The sequence below is a fragment of the Arsenicicoccus sp. UBA7492 genome (assembly GCF_002479615.1).
GTDB classification, from domain to species: domain Bacteria; phylum Actinomycetota; class Actinomycetes; order Actinomycetales; family Dermatophilaceae; genus Arsenicicoccus; species Arsenicicoccus bolidensis.
On sequence record NZ_DLOE01000036.1, the window covers coordinates 1 to 13840 of the forward strand.

Below are 13840 nucleotides of genomic sequence, written 5' to 3' on the forward strand. Positions count from 1 at the left end.
GTGACTACCTGAGGTAGGGGTTTGATCTATTGACAGGACATAGGCGCCTGGCTAGCGTGAGGCGCACGGGTGCGAGACGGCGCCCGCGTCAACGACGACACGACACCGGGCCGCATCCCGGGGAGGACAGCTCATGGCCGAGAACCCGTCCCGCACCGACAAGTCGCGCAACACCAGCGACCCTCGCTACTCCAGGCTCACGATCGGCGTCTGCCCCGACCAGTGGGGCGTGTGGTTCCCGGAGGACCCCAAGCAGATCCCGTGGGAGAAGGCCCTCGACGAGATGGCGGAGGCCGGCTTCTCGGTGATGGAGACGGGGCCGTTCGGCTACTTCCCGACCGACCCGAAGCGTCTCGCCGACGAGATGGCCAAGCGCGGCTTCCGCGTCGTCGCCGGCACGGGCTGGGGGATCCTGCACAAGGCCGAGGCCTGGGCCGACACCGAGCGGACCTTCCGCGCGATCGGGGAGACGCACGCCGCCGTCGGCGCGGAGTATGTCGTCCACCTGCCCCCCATGTTTCGCGACGAGAAGACCGGCGACTTCACCGACGAGCGCACCCTCACGGGCGAGGCGTGGGACCTCTACGTCACCAACGCCGACCGCCTCGGCCGGATGATGAAGGAGGACTACGGCCTGCAGATGGTGCTGCACCCGCACGGCGACTCCCACATCGAGACGCCGCAGGACATCGACCGCATCTTCCAGGCCACCGACCCGAGCTATGTCGGGTTCTGCCTCGACACCGGCCACATCGTCTACGGCCAGGGCGACTGCGTCGACCTCATCAACCGCTACCCCGAGCGCATCTCCTACGTCCACATCAAGGCGATGGACCCCGAGATCGTCAAGCAGGCGCACGACGATGACTGGCCGTTCGTGGCCGCCGTCAACAAGGGCGTCTCGGTGGCCCCGCCGGAGGGCGAGCCGCACATGCCGACCCTGATCGACGCCCTCGCCGGCCTCGACAAGGACCTCTACGTCATCTGCGAGCAGGACATGTACGGCTGCGACCCGTCCTACCCCCTGCCCAACGCCATCGCGACGCGCGAGTACCTCGCGTCCTGCGGCCTCGGCCTCAGGTAGCGCGCACCAGAGCTGCAAACCAGACCCGCGAGCCAGACAGCGAATCACCAGCAGAGAGAGACGACTTCACATGACTGTGCGCATCGGCATGATCGGCCCCGGCGGCATGGGGCAGGCCCACATCGACCGCATCCGCAGCGTGATCGCGGGCGGCGAGGTCGTGGCGATCTCCGACATCGCGGAGGACAACGTCAAGACCGTGGCCAGCACGTATGGCGTCAAGGGGTACACCGACAGCGCCGAGCTCATCGCGGACCCCGACGTCGACGCGGTGATGATCTGCTCGTTCGGCCCGGCCCACGAGGCCGACGTCATCGCCTGCATCGAGGCGGGCAAGCGGGTCTTCTGCGAGAAGCCGATGACGCCCGACGCCCAGGGCGCCCTCAACATCATGGACGCCGAGCAGCGGGCCGGGCGCAAGCTCGTCACCGTCGGGTTCATGCGCCGCTTCGACGAGTCCTACCGCCAGATGAAGGCGATCCTCGACTCCGGCGAGGTGGGGGAGACGCTCATCGTCCACAACCGGCACCGCAACCCCACGGTGCCGGAGCGCTACACGTGGGACATGGCGATCAACGACACCGGCATCCACGAGATCGACACGATGCGGTGGCTCACCGGCGAGGAGATCGTCCGGGTGCGCGTGGACACGCCCAAGAGGACGACGAAGCGGTTCGAGCACCTGCAGGACCCGCTGATCCTCATCATGCACACCGAGTCGGGGATCTGGATCGACGACGAGATCTTCGTCAACAACCAGCACTCCTACGACATCCAGTGCGAGGCCGTCGCCGAGACGGGCACCATCCGCCTCTCGGACCAGCACCTGATCGAGCGCACCGGGACGGTCGGCCGCTCCAACGCGCTGACGATGGACCACAACGAGCGCTTCGGCGGCGCGTTCGTCCGCGAGGTGCAGGAGTGGATCACCGCGGTCGCCCGGGACGAGCACACGGGGTCCAGCGCGTGGGACGGCTACGCGGCGGCGTGCGTGTGCGACGCCGGCGTGCGGGCCCTCACCGAGGATGGTGAGGTCGCCGTCGAGATGATCGACAAGCCCGCCCTCTACGCCTGACCGCCACGCGATCGTCATACGGTCACGACCCCTGGGAGACAACGATGGTCAAGATCCTGCTGGACCCGTCCATGTATCACCCGCACCTCACGGTCGCGGAGGAGTGCCGCAAGGCCGCCGACCTCGGCTACGAGTTCCTCGAGCTGTCGCCGCGGGCGGACTTCCACGAGTGGCACCACTATCCCAAGGTCGACGACGCGGAGATCGCCAAGGTCAAGCGGGCCATGGCCGAGACGGGCGTCCAGATCTGGACGTTCAACCCGGTCTACAACTGGTCGGCGCCGGACGAGCAGGACCGCCAGCACGCGGTGCGCTGCTTCCGGCGGCTCCTCGAGATCGCCGACGACCTCGAGGTGCCGATGATCGCGACCGAGCTGTCCGGCGACCCGAACGACCCGCTGCGCAGCGAGGCCCAGTTCTACAAGAGCATCGAGGAGCTCGTCCCCGACTTCGAGCGGCACGGGATCGAGTGCGCGATCGAGGCGCACCCCTACGACTTCGTCGAGACCAACGAGCGCGCCGTGCAGATCGTCCGCGGGGTCAACAAGCCGTGGTTCAACTACGAGTTCTGCTGCCCCCACATGTTCCACCTGTCCCAGGGGGCGGGGGACGCGCGGGCGATGATGGCGTATGCCGGGGAGCGGCTGCGGCACGTGCACGTCGCCGACGTCTACAACCACCTCGCGAACGTCGGCAACCGCTACATCGTCAACCCGCCCGGCGTGGACGCCCGCATCCACCAGCACAACGAGATCGGCAACGGCGAGGTGCCGTGGGACGAGGTCTTCGGCTACCTGCGCGAGTCCCGTTATGACGGACCGGTGTCGGTCTGCGTCTTCGGCTGGGAGGAGCAGATGGACGAGGTGCACGTGCGGATGCGCGAGCGGATCGAGAAGGAGCTGGACGCGTGACCGAGGCACCCATCGAGGCCCGCCCGGACACGCCGGCGGTCGACAACTCCGGCTCCGCGCCGTCGCCGATCCGCGAGCTGGGCATCGGCGTCATCAGCTTCGGGTGGATGGGGCGGCTGCACACGCGGGCCTACGCCTCGCTGCCCGAGCGCTACCCGGAGCTGCGGGTGCGCCCGCGGCTCGTGGCCGTGGCCGACCCCGTGGAGGGGGCGCGGTCGGCCGCGGTCGAGCAGTTCGGCTTCGCCGGGTCGTATGCCGACTACCGCGACCTGCTGGCCGATCCCGCCGTCGAGGCGGTGTCGATCTGCGCGCCCAACTTCCTGCACCGCGAGATCGCCCTCGCGGCCGTGGCGGCGGGCAAGCCCTTCTGGATCGAGAAGCCCATGGGCGTCTCGGCCGAGGAGTCCCGTGAGATCGCCTGCGCCGCAGCCGAGGCCGGGCTCGTGACCGGCGTGGGGTTCAACTACCGCCAGGCGCCGGGGGTGCAGTTCGCGCGGCAGCTGATCCGCGACGGGCGGCTCGGGCGGGTCACCAACGTGCGCGTCTGGCTGATCGCGGACTACGCGAGCGACCCGGACGGGCCGCTGACCTGGCGCTACGACCGCGGCCGGGCCGGCGCGGGCGTGGTCGGTGACCTCATGTCGCACGGCATCGACCTCGCGCAGTTCCTCGTGGGGCGCGTCGCCGAGGTCGCCGCCATGACCGACACCTTCATCACCGACCGCCCCATCCCGCTGGAGCAGGGCATCGGCCACGCCAGGGTCCGCGTCTCGGACGAGCGCGGCCCCGTCGGCAACGAGGACTACGTCGGGATGCTCGCCCGCTTCGACTCCGGGGTGGTCGGCACCCTCGAGGCGTCGCGCGTGGCCCGGGGCCCGCGCGCCGAGTACGTCGTGGAGGTCTACGGCACAGGCGGATCCGTGCGCTGGAACTTCGAGGACATGTCCAAGGTGCAGGTCCTGCTCGGCGACGGCGGGGACGTGCACGGCTACACCACCGTCATGGCCGGGCCGCAGCACGGCGCCTACGCCCGCTTCCAGCCCGGCCCCGGCCAGAACCTCTCCTTCGACGACCTCAAGGTCGTGGAGGGGCGGGACTTCGTCGAGTCGGTGCTGTCCGGCGAGCAGGTCGCCCCGTCCGCGGCGGACGCGTGGTCCGCGGCCGAGGTCGACGAGGCGGTCGTGCGAGCTGCGGCGAGCCGCGCGTGGGAGTCGGTGCCGCCGGTGAGCGGGCGGACGACATGCGACGCCTGAGTCCGTCGGCGGAGGCTCCGTGTGTGCGACTCCCCGGCCGACCACGGTCCGCGCCAGGACGACGTGAGCCCCCTCTCCCGGGTCGGGAGAGGGGGCTCACGGGAGCGGCCGGTCAGGCGTGGCTGAGCTCGCGGGCGTTCCAGGTCAGGAAGAGCGCGACGGTGCCGGCGAGCGGCAGCAGGGCGCTGAGCAGGATCGGGGCGGACGCGAGCACGCCCCCGACGACCGTCAGGACGACGGCGAGGGTGGCCAGCAGGGCGGCCTGCACGGCCAGGGCGTTGTGGGTGGTCTGCGTCTGCGCGGTGCGGACGTCGGCGACGTGGGTGTTGGTCATGAGTCCTTCTCTCTGCCGGAGGACGAGGAGGCCCGAGGGCCTCGGTCCTGCACGGCCGTCGTGTCGTGCCAGCGGGTGCCGGCACATCAGGTCTGGGGCGCCGTTCGCCTGGTCAGCGGGCGTATGGCGGGGGCGGGGTCGCCGTCAGATGCGAAAGACGCCCTGGTAGCTCGCGACGCCCGCGAGCACCACGGTGCCCACGACGGGCACGATGGCGGCGACGATCAGCTGGGGGGAGGCGAGCAGCGTCCCGGCGACCACGAGGGCGATGGTGATCAGGGCCAGCGTGACGGCCAGGCTCAGGGTGGACGGGGTCGCGGCCCTGGCCTCGTCGTCGATCTGCGCGGGGGCGGTCAGGTCGGTCATGTGGCGGGGCAACTCATCCTGCTCTCCGGCGCGCACGAGCGGATCCCGATGGGCTCGCCCTGCACGGCCATCGTGGGTGCCAGCTCATGTGCTGACAAATATAAGTCTACGCAAGACCCCCCACGCTTGGCAAACGTATGACGAATCCCGTCGTCCGTGCTGGATGACGCGTCTCGATATCGTCAAGACCTGTAAATGTCCGGACAAAGTCTTGACGTGGCCCGGGTCACTCGGTGAAGGTGGTGCCAGCCCGGGTGAGCCCTCGCCCACGTCTCGAAGGAGAGACATGCGCATCGCAGTCATCGGCGTCAGCCGCATCGGTCGCATCCATGCCGCGAACCTGCGCGACCTCCCCGAGGTCGAGGAGGTCGTCCTCGCCGACGCCGTCCCCGGGGTCGAGCGCCCCGTGGCCTGCGACCTCTCCCGGCGCCGAGGGGTGCCCGTCCGTCTCGAGGAGATCCCCGACGCGAGGTGACGACTCGCCAACAGTTCGGTCCGACCTGCCACCCCGACGACCCTTCGGCAGGACAAACGCATAGTTTGTCACCAACCGCATCACCACCCGCACCACCCGCCCGGAGCGCGACGACGCTGCTCCGTCACGAGAGGCACCACGATGAACCGCACCGTCAAGACCACCCTGACCCTGGCGCTCGCCACCTCGACGGCCCTCAGCATGGCGGCCTGCAGCTCCTCCGGCGGCAAGCAGACCACCGAGTCCGCGGCCGGTGGCGCGGCCAAGGCCAAGACCATGACCGTCGCGATGGTCACCCACGCCGCCGCCGGCGACACCTTCTGGGACCTCGTGCGCAAGGGTGCCGAGGACGCCGCGGCCAACGACGGCGTGACCCTGACCTACACCTCCGACCCGGACGGCGCCAACCAGGCCAACCTCGTCAAGCAGGCCGTGGACAAGAAGGTCGACGGCATCGCCGTCACCCTCGCCAAGCCCGAGGCCATGGCCGGCAACGTCAAGGCCGCCACCGACGCCAAGATCCCGGTCGTCGCCCTCAACGCCGGCAGCGACGCGTGGAAGGCCATGGGCGTCACCAGCTTCTTCGGCCAGGACGAGAAGGTCGCGGGCCAGGCGGCGGGCGAGCGGCTCACCAAGGAGGGGGCCAAGAAGGTGCTCTGCGTGATCCAGGAGCAGGGCCACGTCGGCCTCGAGTCCCGCTGCGACGGCGTCAAGGCCGGCTTCCCCCAGACCGAGAAGCTCTACGTCAACGGCACCGACATGGGCGACGTCCAGTCCAAGGTCACCGCCAAGCTCCAGCAGGACAAGGGCGTCTCGCACGTCATGATGCTCGGCGCACCGTTCGCCATGACGGCGATCAAGTCGATCGAGGAGTCCGGCAGCCAGTCCAAGCTCGTGGCCTTCGACATGAACAAGGACATCGTCGCCCAGATCAAGGCCAACAAGGTCGTCTGGGCCGTGGACCAGCAGCCCTACCTGCAGGGCTACCTCGCCGTCGACTCCCTGTGGCTCCACAAGACCAACGGCAACGAGATCGGCGGCGGCCAGGCCGTCCTGACGGGCCCGTCCTTCGTGGACAGCAGCAACGTCGCCGCCGTCGAGAAGTTCGCCGCCAACGGGAAGCGCTGACCATGTCGACCTCCACCACCACCCCGTCCACGGCACCCGAGCCGGCGACCCAGGCCCCGGCCGGCGACGACCGCGTCGGGCGCCGGTCCCCGGTCAACCTGCTGCTCCGCCGCCCCGAGATCGGCTCCCTCATCGGCGCCCTCGCCGTGTTCGCGCTGTTCGTGGCCATCGCACCGGCCTTCCGCAACATCAGCAACGTCGGCACCATCCTCTACGGCTCCGCCACGATCGGGATCATGGCCGTGGGCGTCGCCGTCCTCATGATCGGCGGCGAGTTCGACCTGTCCACGGGCGTCGCCGCCACGACGTCCGGGCTCACCGCGGCGCTGGCCTCGTGGAACTTCGGCCTCAACGTGTGGGTCGGCGTGATCCTCGCGCTCGTCGTCTCCCTGGCGATCGGCGCCTTCAACGGCTGGCTGCTGATGCGGACGGGCCTGCCGAGCTTCCTGGTCACCCTCGGCACCTTCTTCGTGCTGCAGGGGGCCAACCTCGGCATCACCCGACTGGTCACCGGCAACGTCGCCTCGACGTCGATCACCGACATGCAGGGGTGGGACTCCGCCAAGGCCGTGTTCGCCACGACCTTCACCATCGGCACGGTCAGCATCAAGATGCTCGTGCTGTTCTGGATCCTGCTGACCGCGATCGCGGCATACGTGCTGCTCCGCACCCGCGTCGGCAACTGGATCTTCGCCGTCGGCGGCGACGCCGCCGCGGCCCGAGCCGTCGGTGTCCCCGTCACCGCGGTCAAGATCGGGATGTTCATGTTCGTCGGGTTCTGCGCCTGGATGCTCGGCATGCACCTGCTGTTCGAGTACTCCGTGGTGCAGTCCGGCGAGGGCGTCGGCAAGGAGTTCATCTTCATCATCGCCGCGGTCGTCGGCGGCTGCCTGCTCACCGGCGGCTACGGCTCCGTGGTCGGGGCCGCGATCGGCGCGCTGGTGTTCGGCATGACCCAGCTGGGCATCAACTACGCCAACTGGAACCCGGACTGGTTCCGGACCTTCCTCGGGGTGCTGCTGCTCGTCGCCACCCTGGTCAACATGTACGTCAAGAGAAGGGCGGACGCGGCATGAGCGCGACCAAGACCGCACCGACGCACGAAGGCGGCCCCACCACGGCCATCCTGGAGATGCGCGACTGCGGCAAGAGCTATGGCAACATCCAGGCGCTGCGCGGCGTCTCGATGTCCGTCCGTCAGGGCGAGGTCACCTGCGTCCTCGGCGACAACGGTGCCGGCAAGTCCACGCTGATCAAGATCATGGCGGGGCTGCACGACTACAACGCCGGCGAGATGTTCGTCAACGGCGAGGAGCGCCACTTCTCCTCGCCGCGCGAGTCGCTGGGCAGCGGCATCGCCACGGTCTACCAGGACTTGGCGCTCGCGCCGCTGATGTCCGTGTGGCGCAACTTCTTCCTCGGCAACGAGCTCAAGAAGGGCCTCTTCGGGATGGACATCCCCACCATGAAGCGGGTCTGCGGCGAGGAGCTCACCAAGATGGGGATCGTCATCCCCGACCTGGACCGCCCCATCGGCAGCCTCTCGGGAGGCCAGAAGCAGTGCATCGCGATCGCCCGCGCCATCTACTTCGGCGCCAAGGTGATCATCCTCGACGAGCCCACCGCGGCGCTCGGCGTCAAGCAGTCCGGCGTGGTGCTGAAATACATCATGAAGGCGCGTGACGCCGGCCTCGGCGTCGTCTTCATCACCCACAACCCGCACCACGCCTACCTCGTCGGCAACCACTTCGTGATCCTCAAGCTGGGCCGCGTGGTCCTCGACGCCCACCGCGACGAGGTCACCCTGGACGAGCTGACGGAGGAGATGGCGGGCGGCAAGGAGCTCGCCGACCTCTCGCACGAGCTGCGCGCGGCGGACCCCGGCAAGGTCGTCGACCCGAGCACCGTGAAGCACGGTGGGATCGACGCGCCCACGGTCGACATCCCCAAGGTCCGCGACTAGGGCCGCGCGGGAGGTTCGCTCTCGTCGAGAGGCGACAGATGGGGGTCATCCGAGCTGGTTGACCCCCATCTGTCGCCTCTCGACGCGTGCTCGCGGCTCGCCCTGGCGGCGGGGCGGCTGGGTCAGAGGGTGAAGGCCTCGCGGAAGCGCTCGAGCGCCACCTCGCTGTCGCCGGACGCCCACCCCTCGAGGGCGACCACACCGGCATACCCCATCTCGGCCAGGGCCCGCGCCACACCCGGATAGCTGATCTCACCCGTCCCCGGCTCGCACCGCCCGGGCACGTCGGCCACCTGGATCTCGCCGATCAGATCGCCTGCGCGGCGGCACAGCTCGATCAGGTTCCCCTCGCCGATCTGCGCGTGATAGAGGTCGAGGTTCATGCGCAGGGCCGGCGATCCGACCGACTCCAGCAAGGTGATCACGTCCGCCGCCCGGGCGAACGGCACGCCGGGGTGGTCGACGTCGAGGTTGAGGTTCTCCAGCTGGAAGGTCACGCCCTCGCTCTCGCCCAGGGCGGCCACGCGACGCAGCGTCCGCTCGGCGGCGAGCCAGTCGCGAGGCGTCACGACCGTCTGCGGGCGGTTCGGCATACCACCCTCTCCGAGACCCGTGCCGTGCAGGTTGAGGTGCGGGTCGCCGAGGCGATGGGCCACGGCCACCGACTCCCGGGCGGTGCGCAGCAGCTCGTCCGCGCCCGCGGGGTCGATGAGCTCGCCGCGCGTGTAGCCCGTCATCGAGGTGAACCGGGCACCCGTCGCCGCGAGCGCGTCGATGTCCTTTGTCGTCCAGTCCCACAGCTCGACCGCGAAGCCCAGCTCGTGCAGCCGGTGCACGCGCTCCAGGTGGGGCAGGTCGAGCAGCTGCATCTCGGAGCACACCGCGAGGTCGAACCCCGGGTGCTGCGAGGCGCCCGCGAGCGGTGCTGAGGTGGTGGTCATGGTGACTCCTTCGTCCTGCAACGGTGTGAGGTCAAATGTAAGGACAATCTATTGACATTGTCCACGCCTGCGCCTTCACTTGTGATAGCGATACGAGCAAGGACGCTACGAATCCGCGTGCTGCGGAAGGCAGAAGGAGACGAGGATGTCCCACGGCAGTCCCACCAGCAGTCCCAGCGGGGTGACGCTACCGCCCCTCCGACCGGGCCCGCACCAGCGGCGCCTGGACCTGATCGCCGTCGTCGCGACGTTCGGCGGTCTGCTGTTCGGCTACGACACGGGCGTGATCAACGGCGCCCTCGAGCCCATGAAGACGGACCTCGGCCTGACCACCGTCACCGAGGGTCTGGTGACGGCGACGCTGCTCATCGGCGCCGCGGTCGGAGCGCTCGTCTCGGGCGTGCTCAACGACAACCTGGGCCGCAAGAAGACCCTGACCCTGATCGCCGTCGTGTTCTTCGTCGGCACCCTGGGCTGCGTCTTCACGCCGGGGCTCTCGATCATGCTCGTCTCTCGCTTCGTCCTCGGCCTCGCGGTCGGCGCGGCCTCGGCCACGGTCCCCGTCTATCTCTCAGAGCGCTCGCCCCCACCGAGCGCCGCGGCACCCTCAGCGGACGCAACGAGCTGGCGATCGTGCTCGGCCAGATGCTGGCCTTCATCATCAACGCGATCATCGCGAACGTCTGGGGCCAGCACGAGGGCGTGTGGCGCTACATGCTCGCGGTGTGCGCCATCCCGGCCGTGTTCCTGTTCTTCGGGATGCTCCGTATGCCGGAATCGCCGCGGTGGCTCATCTCCAAGGGACGCTACGACGAGGCGCTCGAGGTGCTCATGCAGGTCCGCAACGAGGACCGCGCACGCGCCGAGCTCGGCGAGGTGGAGCAGCTGGCCGAGGAGGAGGCCGAGTCCCACAACGGCGGCTGGTCCGACATGGCCGTCCCGTGGATCCGCCACCTCGTGATCATCGGCTGCGGCCTCGCCGCCGCCCAGCAGGTCACCGGCATCAACTCGATCATGTACTACGGCACCCAGCTGCTGAGGGAGGCCGGCTTCTCCGACGGGGCGGCGATCATCGCCAACGTCGCCAACGGCGTCCTGGCCGTCGTCGGCACGGCCCTGTGCCTCTTCGTCGTCATCGACAAGGTGGATCGCCGCAAGCTCATCATCTTCGGCTTCTGCGCCACGACGACGGTCCACGGCCTCATCACCATCGCCGCCACCGTCATGCCGGCCGGCACCGCACGCGCCTGGGTGATCCTGGCGCTCTCCGTGACCTTCGTGTTCTTCATGCAGTGCTGCCTCAACGCGCCGGTCTGGGTCGCGCTGTCCGAGATGTTCCCGCTGCGCATCCGCGGCTTCGGCATGGGGATCTCGATCCTGTGCATGTGGCTGGTCAACGCCGCGCTGACCTTCTCGTTCCCCGTGATCGTGGGCGCGGCCGGTCTGCAGGGGATGTTCGGCCTGTTCTTCGTGATCGGCCTGGCGGCGATCTTCTTCCTGTGGAAGATGCTGCCCAACACCAGCGGTCGTTCCCTCGAGGAGCTCGAGGAGAGCTTCGCCCGGGGCGAGTTCGTCTGAGCCGTATGACGAGAGGCGGGGTGTCGGTGATCCGGCGCCCCGCCTCTCGCGTGCCCACCGCGAGCGCGCCGGCCTCCCGCGTGGCTGGTGTCATCGATCTGCGTGCAGGAGGTGACCCGTCGGGTCGCGGCGAGCTCTCAAACGGCGGGCTAACCGGACGGGTGCGCCCCGAGGGGTCAGTTGCTGTCGAGTGTGGGCGGGTTAGCGGGCTGGGTGCGCCCCGACGGGTCACTTGTTGTCGGGTGTGTCGGCCCGTGCCCGGTGCCCGGTCTCTCGCGTGGCTGCCGCGAGCGCCGGGTGCAGGAAGTGACCCATCGGGTCGCGCGGAGCTCTCAAACGGCGGGCTAACCGGACGGGTCCGCCCCGAGGGGTCAGTTGTTGTCGAGTGTGGCGGGGCGAAGTGGCGGTCTGCGCCCCGAGGGGTCAGTTGTTGTCGGGTGCGGCGGCCCGGCCCCCGAGCCGGGTCTCTCGCGTGCTCGCCGTGAGGCGAGTCGGGTGCAGGAAGTGACCCGTCGGGTCGCGGGGGGCTCCCGAACGTCGGGTCAACGGCCGGGTGCGCCCCGAGGGGTCAGTTGTTGTCGGGTGTGGGCGGGTTAGCGGGCTTGGTGCGCCCCGACGGGTCACTTGTTGTCGGGTGCGGCGGGGACGGGGTGGCTGGGGGAGGTCAGTCGTGGGCGCCGGGCACGGTCTGGTCCCAGTCGATGACGGAGCCGGTCACGACGCCGCTGCGGTCGGACAGCAGGTAGACGACCATGTCGGCGATCTCGTCGACCTGCCCCAGCTTGCCCATGGGGAGGGCGGCGGAGGCCTCCTCGAGCCAGCCGTCCTGGGCGCCGTGGAAGCGTCGCTGCACCTCGTCCTCGCCCGGCGTCTCGGTCCAGCCGATGTTGAGGCCGTTGATGCGGATGCGGTCGAAGCGGTGGGCGTACGCCGCGTTGCGGGTCAGTCCCGCCAGCCCGGCCTTGGAGGCGACGTAGGGCGCGAGGTAGGGCTGGCCGCCGTGGGAGGACATGGTCAGCACGTTGACGATCGTGCCGGGGGCGCCCCGGCGGCGCATGTCCTCGACGGCCGCCTGCATCGTGAAGAACGGCGCCACGAGGTTGACCGACAGGTGCTGCTGCAGCAGCTCGGGGGTGGTGTCGAGCAGCGACCCGCGCGAGGTGAGGCCGGCGGCGTTGACCAGCCCGTCGACCCGGCCGAAGCGCTCGACCGTCGCGGTGACCGAGGCGCGTGCCTGGTCCACGTCGGCCAGGTCGGTCTGCACGAACTCGACGCGGTGCGAGCCGTGCTCGCGTGCCAGCTCGTCGGCCGCCGCCGACCCGACGTCCGCGCGGCGCCCGGTGACGACGACGCAGGCGCCCTCGCGCAGGGCGGCCCGCGCCACGGCGGCGCCCACGCCCTGGGTGCCGCCACTGACGAGGACCACCCGGTCCTGGAGGAGCTCGCGCATCAGGCCGCGCCCCCGGTCGTGGGGCCCGCGGCCGTGGCGGCTTCGGTCGCCGCGCTCGCGAGCGGACCGGTCGACGCCGCGTCGGACGCCGAATCGAGCTCGGTCACCGGGAGCCGAGCGGCCAGCGCCGAGCGCACCCGGTCGGCCTGGCTGGGTGGCGCCATCCCGTCGACGGGCTGCTCGACGTCCAGGTCGGCGGGGAAGGCGTAGCCCTCCGCCGATGCGGCGATCGCGTCGTGGAGGCGGGCGGTCGGCATACCGGCGTCCTGGCGGGAGAGCAGGACCGGATAGACGGCCTCGACCACGCGGCGCCGGTCGACGCGCTCCATGGCCCGGCCGAACGCCGAGGAGATCTGCAGGAGGTTGGCCATGCGGCGGATGTCGGTCGAGTGGTTGGTGCCGGCGGCGTGGAACAGCGCGGGGTTGAAGAACACGGCGTCGCCCTTGGCGAGCGGCAGCTGCACGTGGTGCTCGCGGAAGTAGTCCTGGAACTCCGGCAGCCAGTAGGCGACGTAGCCGGGCTCGTAGCGGTGCGAGTGGGGGAGGTAGAGGGTGGGGCCGCTCTCGACGGGCATGTCGACGTGCGCCACGGCGCCCTGCAGGGTCAGCATCGGCGACATCAGGTGGACGTGCCGCGGGTAGCGCTCGCTGACCTCCGGCCCGAGGAACCCCAGGTGGTAGTCGCGGTGCACGGTCTGGCCCGCCCCGCCCGGGTTGACCACGTTGACCTGCGAGGTGACCTGGTAGCCAGGACCCAGCCAGGCCGTCGCCGCCAGGGCCACGAGGTCGTTGGCGTAGTAGTCGACGAACGCCTCGGGGTCCGTGACCGCGAGCTTCTCGAGGGCGTTCCAGACGCGGTCGTTGGCGCCGGGCTTGGCGAAGTGGTCGCCCGCCACGCGGCCGGAGGCGCGCTGCTCCTCGATGATCGTGCGGAAGCCGTCGCTGACCCGGTCGACCACGTCGTGCTCGAAGGCGCCCTGCAGCACCACGATCCCGGGCCCCTCGGACAGGCCGCGGGCCAGCTCGGTCTGCACCTCGCGGGCGGCCTCGGGCCCGTGGCCGAGTGCCTCGCGCAGCCGGTCGGTGCGATAGAGCAGCACCTCCTGCTCGACGGCCTGGGCGTGCGGGTATGCCGTGACGTCGGTGCGGGCCTCGAGCACTGCGCGCAGGTCCTCGAGGCGGCAGTCCTGCGCCGTGTAGGTCGGGCTAGAAGCCGGGCGGGTCGTGGTCGGCATGGCGTCTCCTCGTCGTCGTGGTCCGTCCCTTCCATGGTGGCTCGCGG

At 70.0% G+C, this 13840-nt stretch carries 13 protein-coding genes and 1 pseudogene; 9 read left to right on the top strand and 5 right to left on the bottom strand.

What is annotated here, in order from left to right; genetic code table 11:
- Nucleotides 1-133 precede the first annotated feature (133 nt).
- The 4 genes from B4E97_RS09875 (at nt 134) to B4E97_RS09890 (ending at nt 4323) form a co-directional block, all read left to right on the top strand.
- On the top strand, nt 134-1084 hold the full coding sequence (locus B4E97_RS09875; protein ID WP_239266143.1) for a TIM barrel protein: 951 nt from the start codon (nt 134-136) through the stop codon (nt 1082-1084).
- Nucleotides 1085-1154: 70 nt separating this feature from the next.
- Nucleotides 1155-2159 (top strand): Gfo/Idh/MocA family protein, encoded by a 1005-nt coding sequence (locus B4E97_RS09880; RefSeq protein ID WP_286959708.1) that lies wholly within the window; start codon nt 1155-1157, stop codon nt 2157-2159.
- A gap of 44 nt (nt 2160-2203) precedes the next feature.
- Nucleotides 2204-3070 carry a sugar phosphate isomerase/epimerase family protein gene (locus B4E97_RS09885; protein ID WP_286959709.1) on the top strand — a complete coding sequence of 289 codons (867 nt, stop codon included), beginning with the start codon at nt 2204-2206 and terminating at the stop codon, nt 3068-3070.
- Nucleotides 3067-4323: a Gfo/Idh/MocA family oxidoreductase gene (locus B4E97_RS09890; RefSeq protein WP_349681175.1), complete on the top strand. Its 1257-nt coding sequence runs from the start codon at nt 3067-3069 to the stop codon at nt 4321-4323. The genes B4E97_RS09885 and B4E97_RS09890 overlap by 4 nt, the downstream gene beginning before the upstream one ends.
- Nucleotides 4324-4435: 112 nt before the next feature.
- On the opposite strand, the gene B4E97_RS09895 is transcribed toward B4E97_RS09890, so the two are convergent.
- Together B4E97_RS09895 and B4E97_RS09900 are read right to left on the bottom strand one after the other, a co-directional pair.
- Nucleotides 4436-4657 carry a hypothetical protein gene (locus tag B4E97_RS09895; RefSeq protein WP_019286848.1) on the bottom strand — a complete coding sequence of 74 codons (222 nt, stop codon included), beginning with the start codon at nt 4655-4657 and terminating at the stop codon, nt 4436-4438.
- 144 nt (nt 4658-4801) lie between these two features.
- On the bottom strand, nt 4802-5023 hold the full coding sequence (locus B4E97_RS09900) for a hypothetical protein (protein WP_019286847.1): 222 nt from the start codon (nt 5021-5023) through the stop codon (nt 4802-4804).
- Nucleotides 5024-5309: 286 nt separating this feature from the next.
- Here B4E97_RS09900 and B4E97_RS09905 point away from each other — a divergent pair, with 286 nt between their 5' ends.
- From B4E97_RS09905 to B4E97_RS09920, 4 genes are all read left to right on the top strand, one after another.
- The gene (locus B4E97_RS09905) at nt 5310-5498 is read left to right on the top strand and encodes a hypothetical protein (RefSeq protein ID WP_019286846.1); all 189 of its coding nucleotides are present in this window, start codon (nt 5310-5312) and stop codon (nt 5496-5498) included.
- Nucleotides 5499-5639: 141 nt separating this feature from the next.
- A complete protein-coding gene (locus tag B4E97_RS09910; protein WP_286959710.1) occupies nt 5640-6626 on the top strand; it encodes a substrate-binding domain-containing protein in 987 nt (328 codons plus the stop codon).
- Nucleotides 6627-6628: 2 nt separating this feature from the next.
- A complete protein-coding gene (locus B4E97_RS09915; protein ID WP_286959711.1) occupies nt 6629-7702 on the top strand; it encodes an ABC transporter permease in 1074 nt (357 codons plus the stop codon).
- The gene (locus B4E97_RS09920) at nt 7699-8589 is read left to right on the top strand and encodes an ATP-binding cassette domain-containing protein (RefSeq protein ID WP_019286843.1); all 891 of its coding nucleotides are present in this window, start codon (nt 7699-7701) and stop codon (nt 8587-8589) included. Before B4E97_RS09915 ends, B4E97_RS09920 begins: the two co-directional genes overlap by 4 nt.
- A 122-nt stretch (nt 8590-8711) precedes the next feature.
- Here the strand turns inward: B4E97_RS09920 and B4E97_RS09925 are convergent, their stop codons facing one another.
- Entirely contained in the window at nt 8712-9530 is an 819-nt protein-coding gene (locus B4E97_RS09925) for a TIM barrel protein (protein WP_286959712.1), read from the bottom strand.
- 145 nt (nt 9531-9675) lie between these two features.
- On the opposite strand from B4E97_RS09925, the pseudogene B4E97_RS09930 reads away from it, so the two are divergent.
- A pseudogene (locus B4E97_RS09930) lies at nt 9676-11108 on the top strand (sugar porter family MFS transporter).
- 664 nt (nt 11109-11772) lie between these two features.
- On the opposite strand, the gene B4E97_RS09935 reads toward B4E97_RS09930, so the two are convergent.
- Nucleotides 11773-12558 carry an SDR family oxidoreductase gene (locus B4E97_RS09935; RefSeq protein WP_286959713.1) on the bottom strand — a complete coding sequence of 262 codons (786 nt, stop codon included), beginning with the start codon at nt 12556-12558 and terminating at the stop codon, nt 11773-11775.
- Nucleotides 12558-13793, bottom strand: coding sequence for a phytanoyl-CoA dioxygenase family protein (locus B4E97_RS09940; RefSeq protein ID WP_286959714.1), 1236 nt, complete (start codon nt 13791-13793; stop codon nt 12558-12560). The genes B4E97_RS09935 and B4E97_RS09940 overlap by 1 nt, the downstream gene beginning before the upstream one ends.
- Between the last annotated feature and the right edge of the window lie 47 nt (nt 13794-13840).

Bases quoted from the DNA above. Each gene is read 5' to 3' on its own strand.
- B4E97_RS09905 (WP_019286846.1), top strand. From the start codon at position 5,310: ATGCGCATCGCAGTCATCGGCGTCAGCCGCATCGGTCGCATCCATGCC.
- B4E97_RS09880 (WP_286959708.1), top strand. From the start codon at position 1,155: ATGACTGTGCGCATCGGCATGATCGGCCCCGGCGGCATGGGGCAGGCC.
- B4E97_RS09910 (WP_286959710.1), top strand. From the start codon at position 5,640: ATGAACCGCACCGTCAAGACCACCCTGACCCTGGCGCTCGCCACCTCG.
- B4E97_RS09940 (WP_286959714.1), bottom strand. From the start codon at position 13,793: ATGCCGACCACGACCCGCCCGGCTTCTAGCCCGACCTACACGGCGCAG.
- B4E97_RS09875 (WP_239266143.1), top strand. From the start codon at position 134: ATGGCCGAGAACCCGTCCCGCACCGACAAGTCGCGCAACACCAGCGAC.
- B4E97_RS09885 (WP_286959709.1), top strand. From the start codon at position 2,204: ATGGTCAAGATCCTGCTGGACCCGTCCATGTATCACCCGCACCTCACG.
- B4E97_RS09935 (WP_286959713.1), bottom strand. From the start codon at position 12,558: ATGCGCGAGCTCCTCCAGGACCGGGTGGTCCTCGTCAGTGGCGGCACC.
- B4E97_RS09915 (WP_286959711.1), top strand. From the start codon at position 6,629: ATGTCGACCTCCACCACCACCCCGTCCACGGCACCCGAGCCGGCGACC.
- B4E97_RS09895 (WP_019286848.1), bottom strand. From the start codon at position 4,657: ATGACCAACACCCACGTCGCCGACGTCCGCACCGCGCAGACGCAGACC.
- B4E97_RS09920 (WP_019286843.1), top strand. From the start codon at position 7,699: ATGAGCGCGACCAAGACCGCACCGACGCACGAAGGCGGCCCCACCACG.
- B4E97_RS09900 (WP_019286847.1), bottom strand. From the start codon at position 5,023: ATGACCGACCTGACCGCCCCCGCGCAGATCGACGACGAGGCCAGGGCC.
- B4E97_RS09925 (WP_286959712.1), bottom strand. From the start codon at position 9,530: ATGACCACCACCTCAGCACCGCTCGCGGGCGCCTCGCAGCACCCGGGG.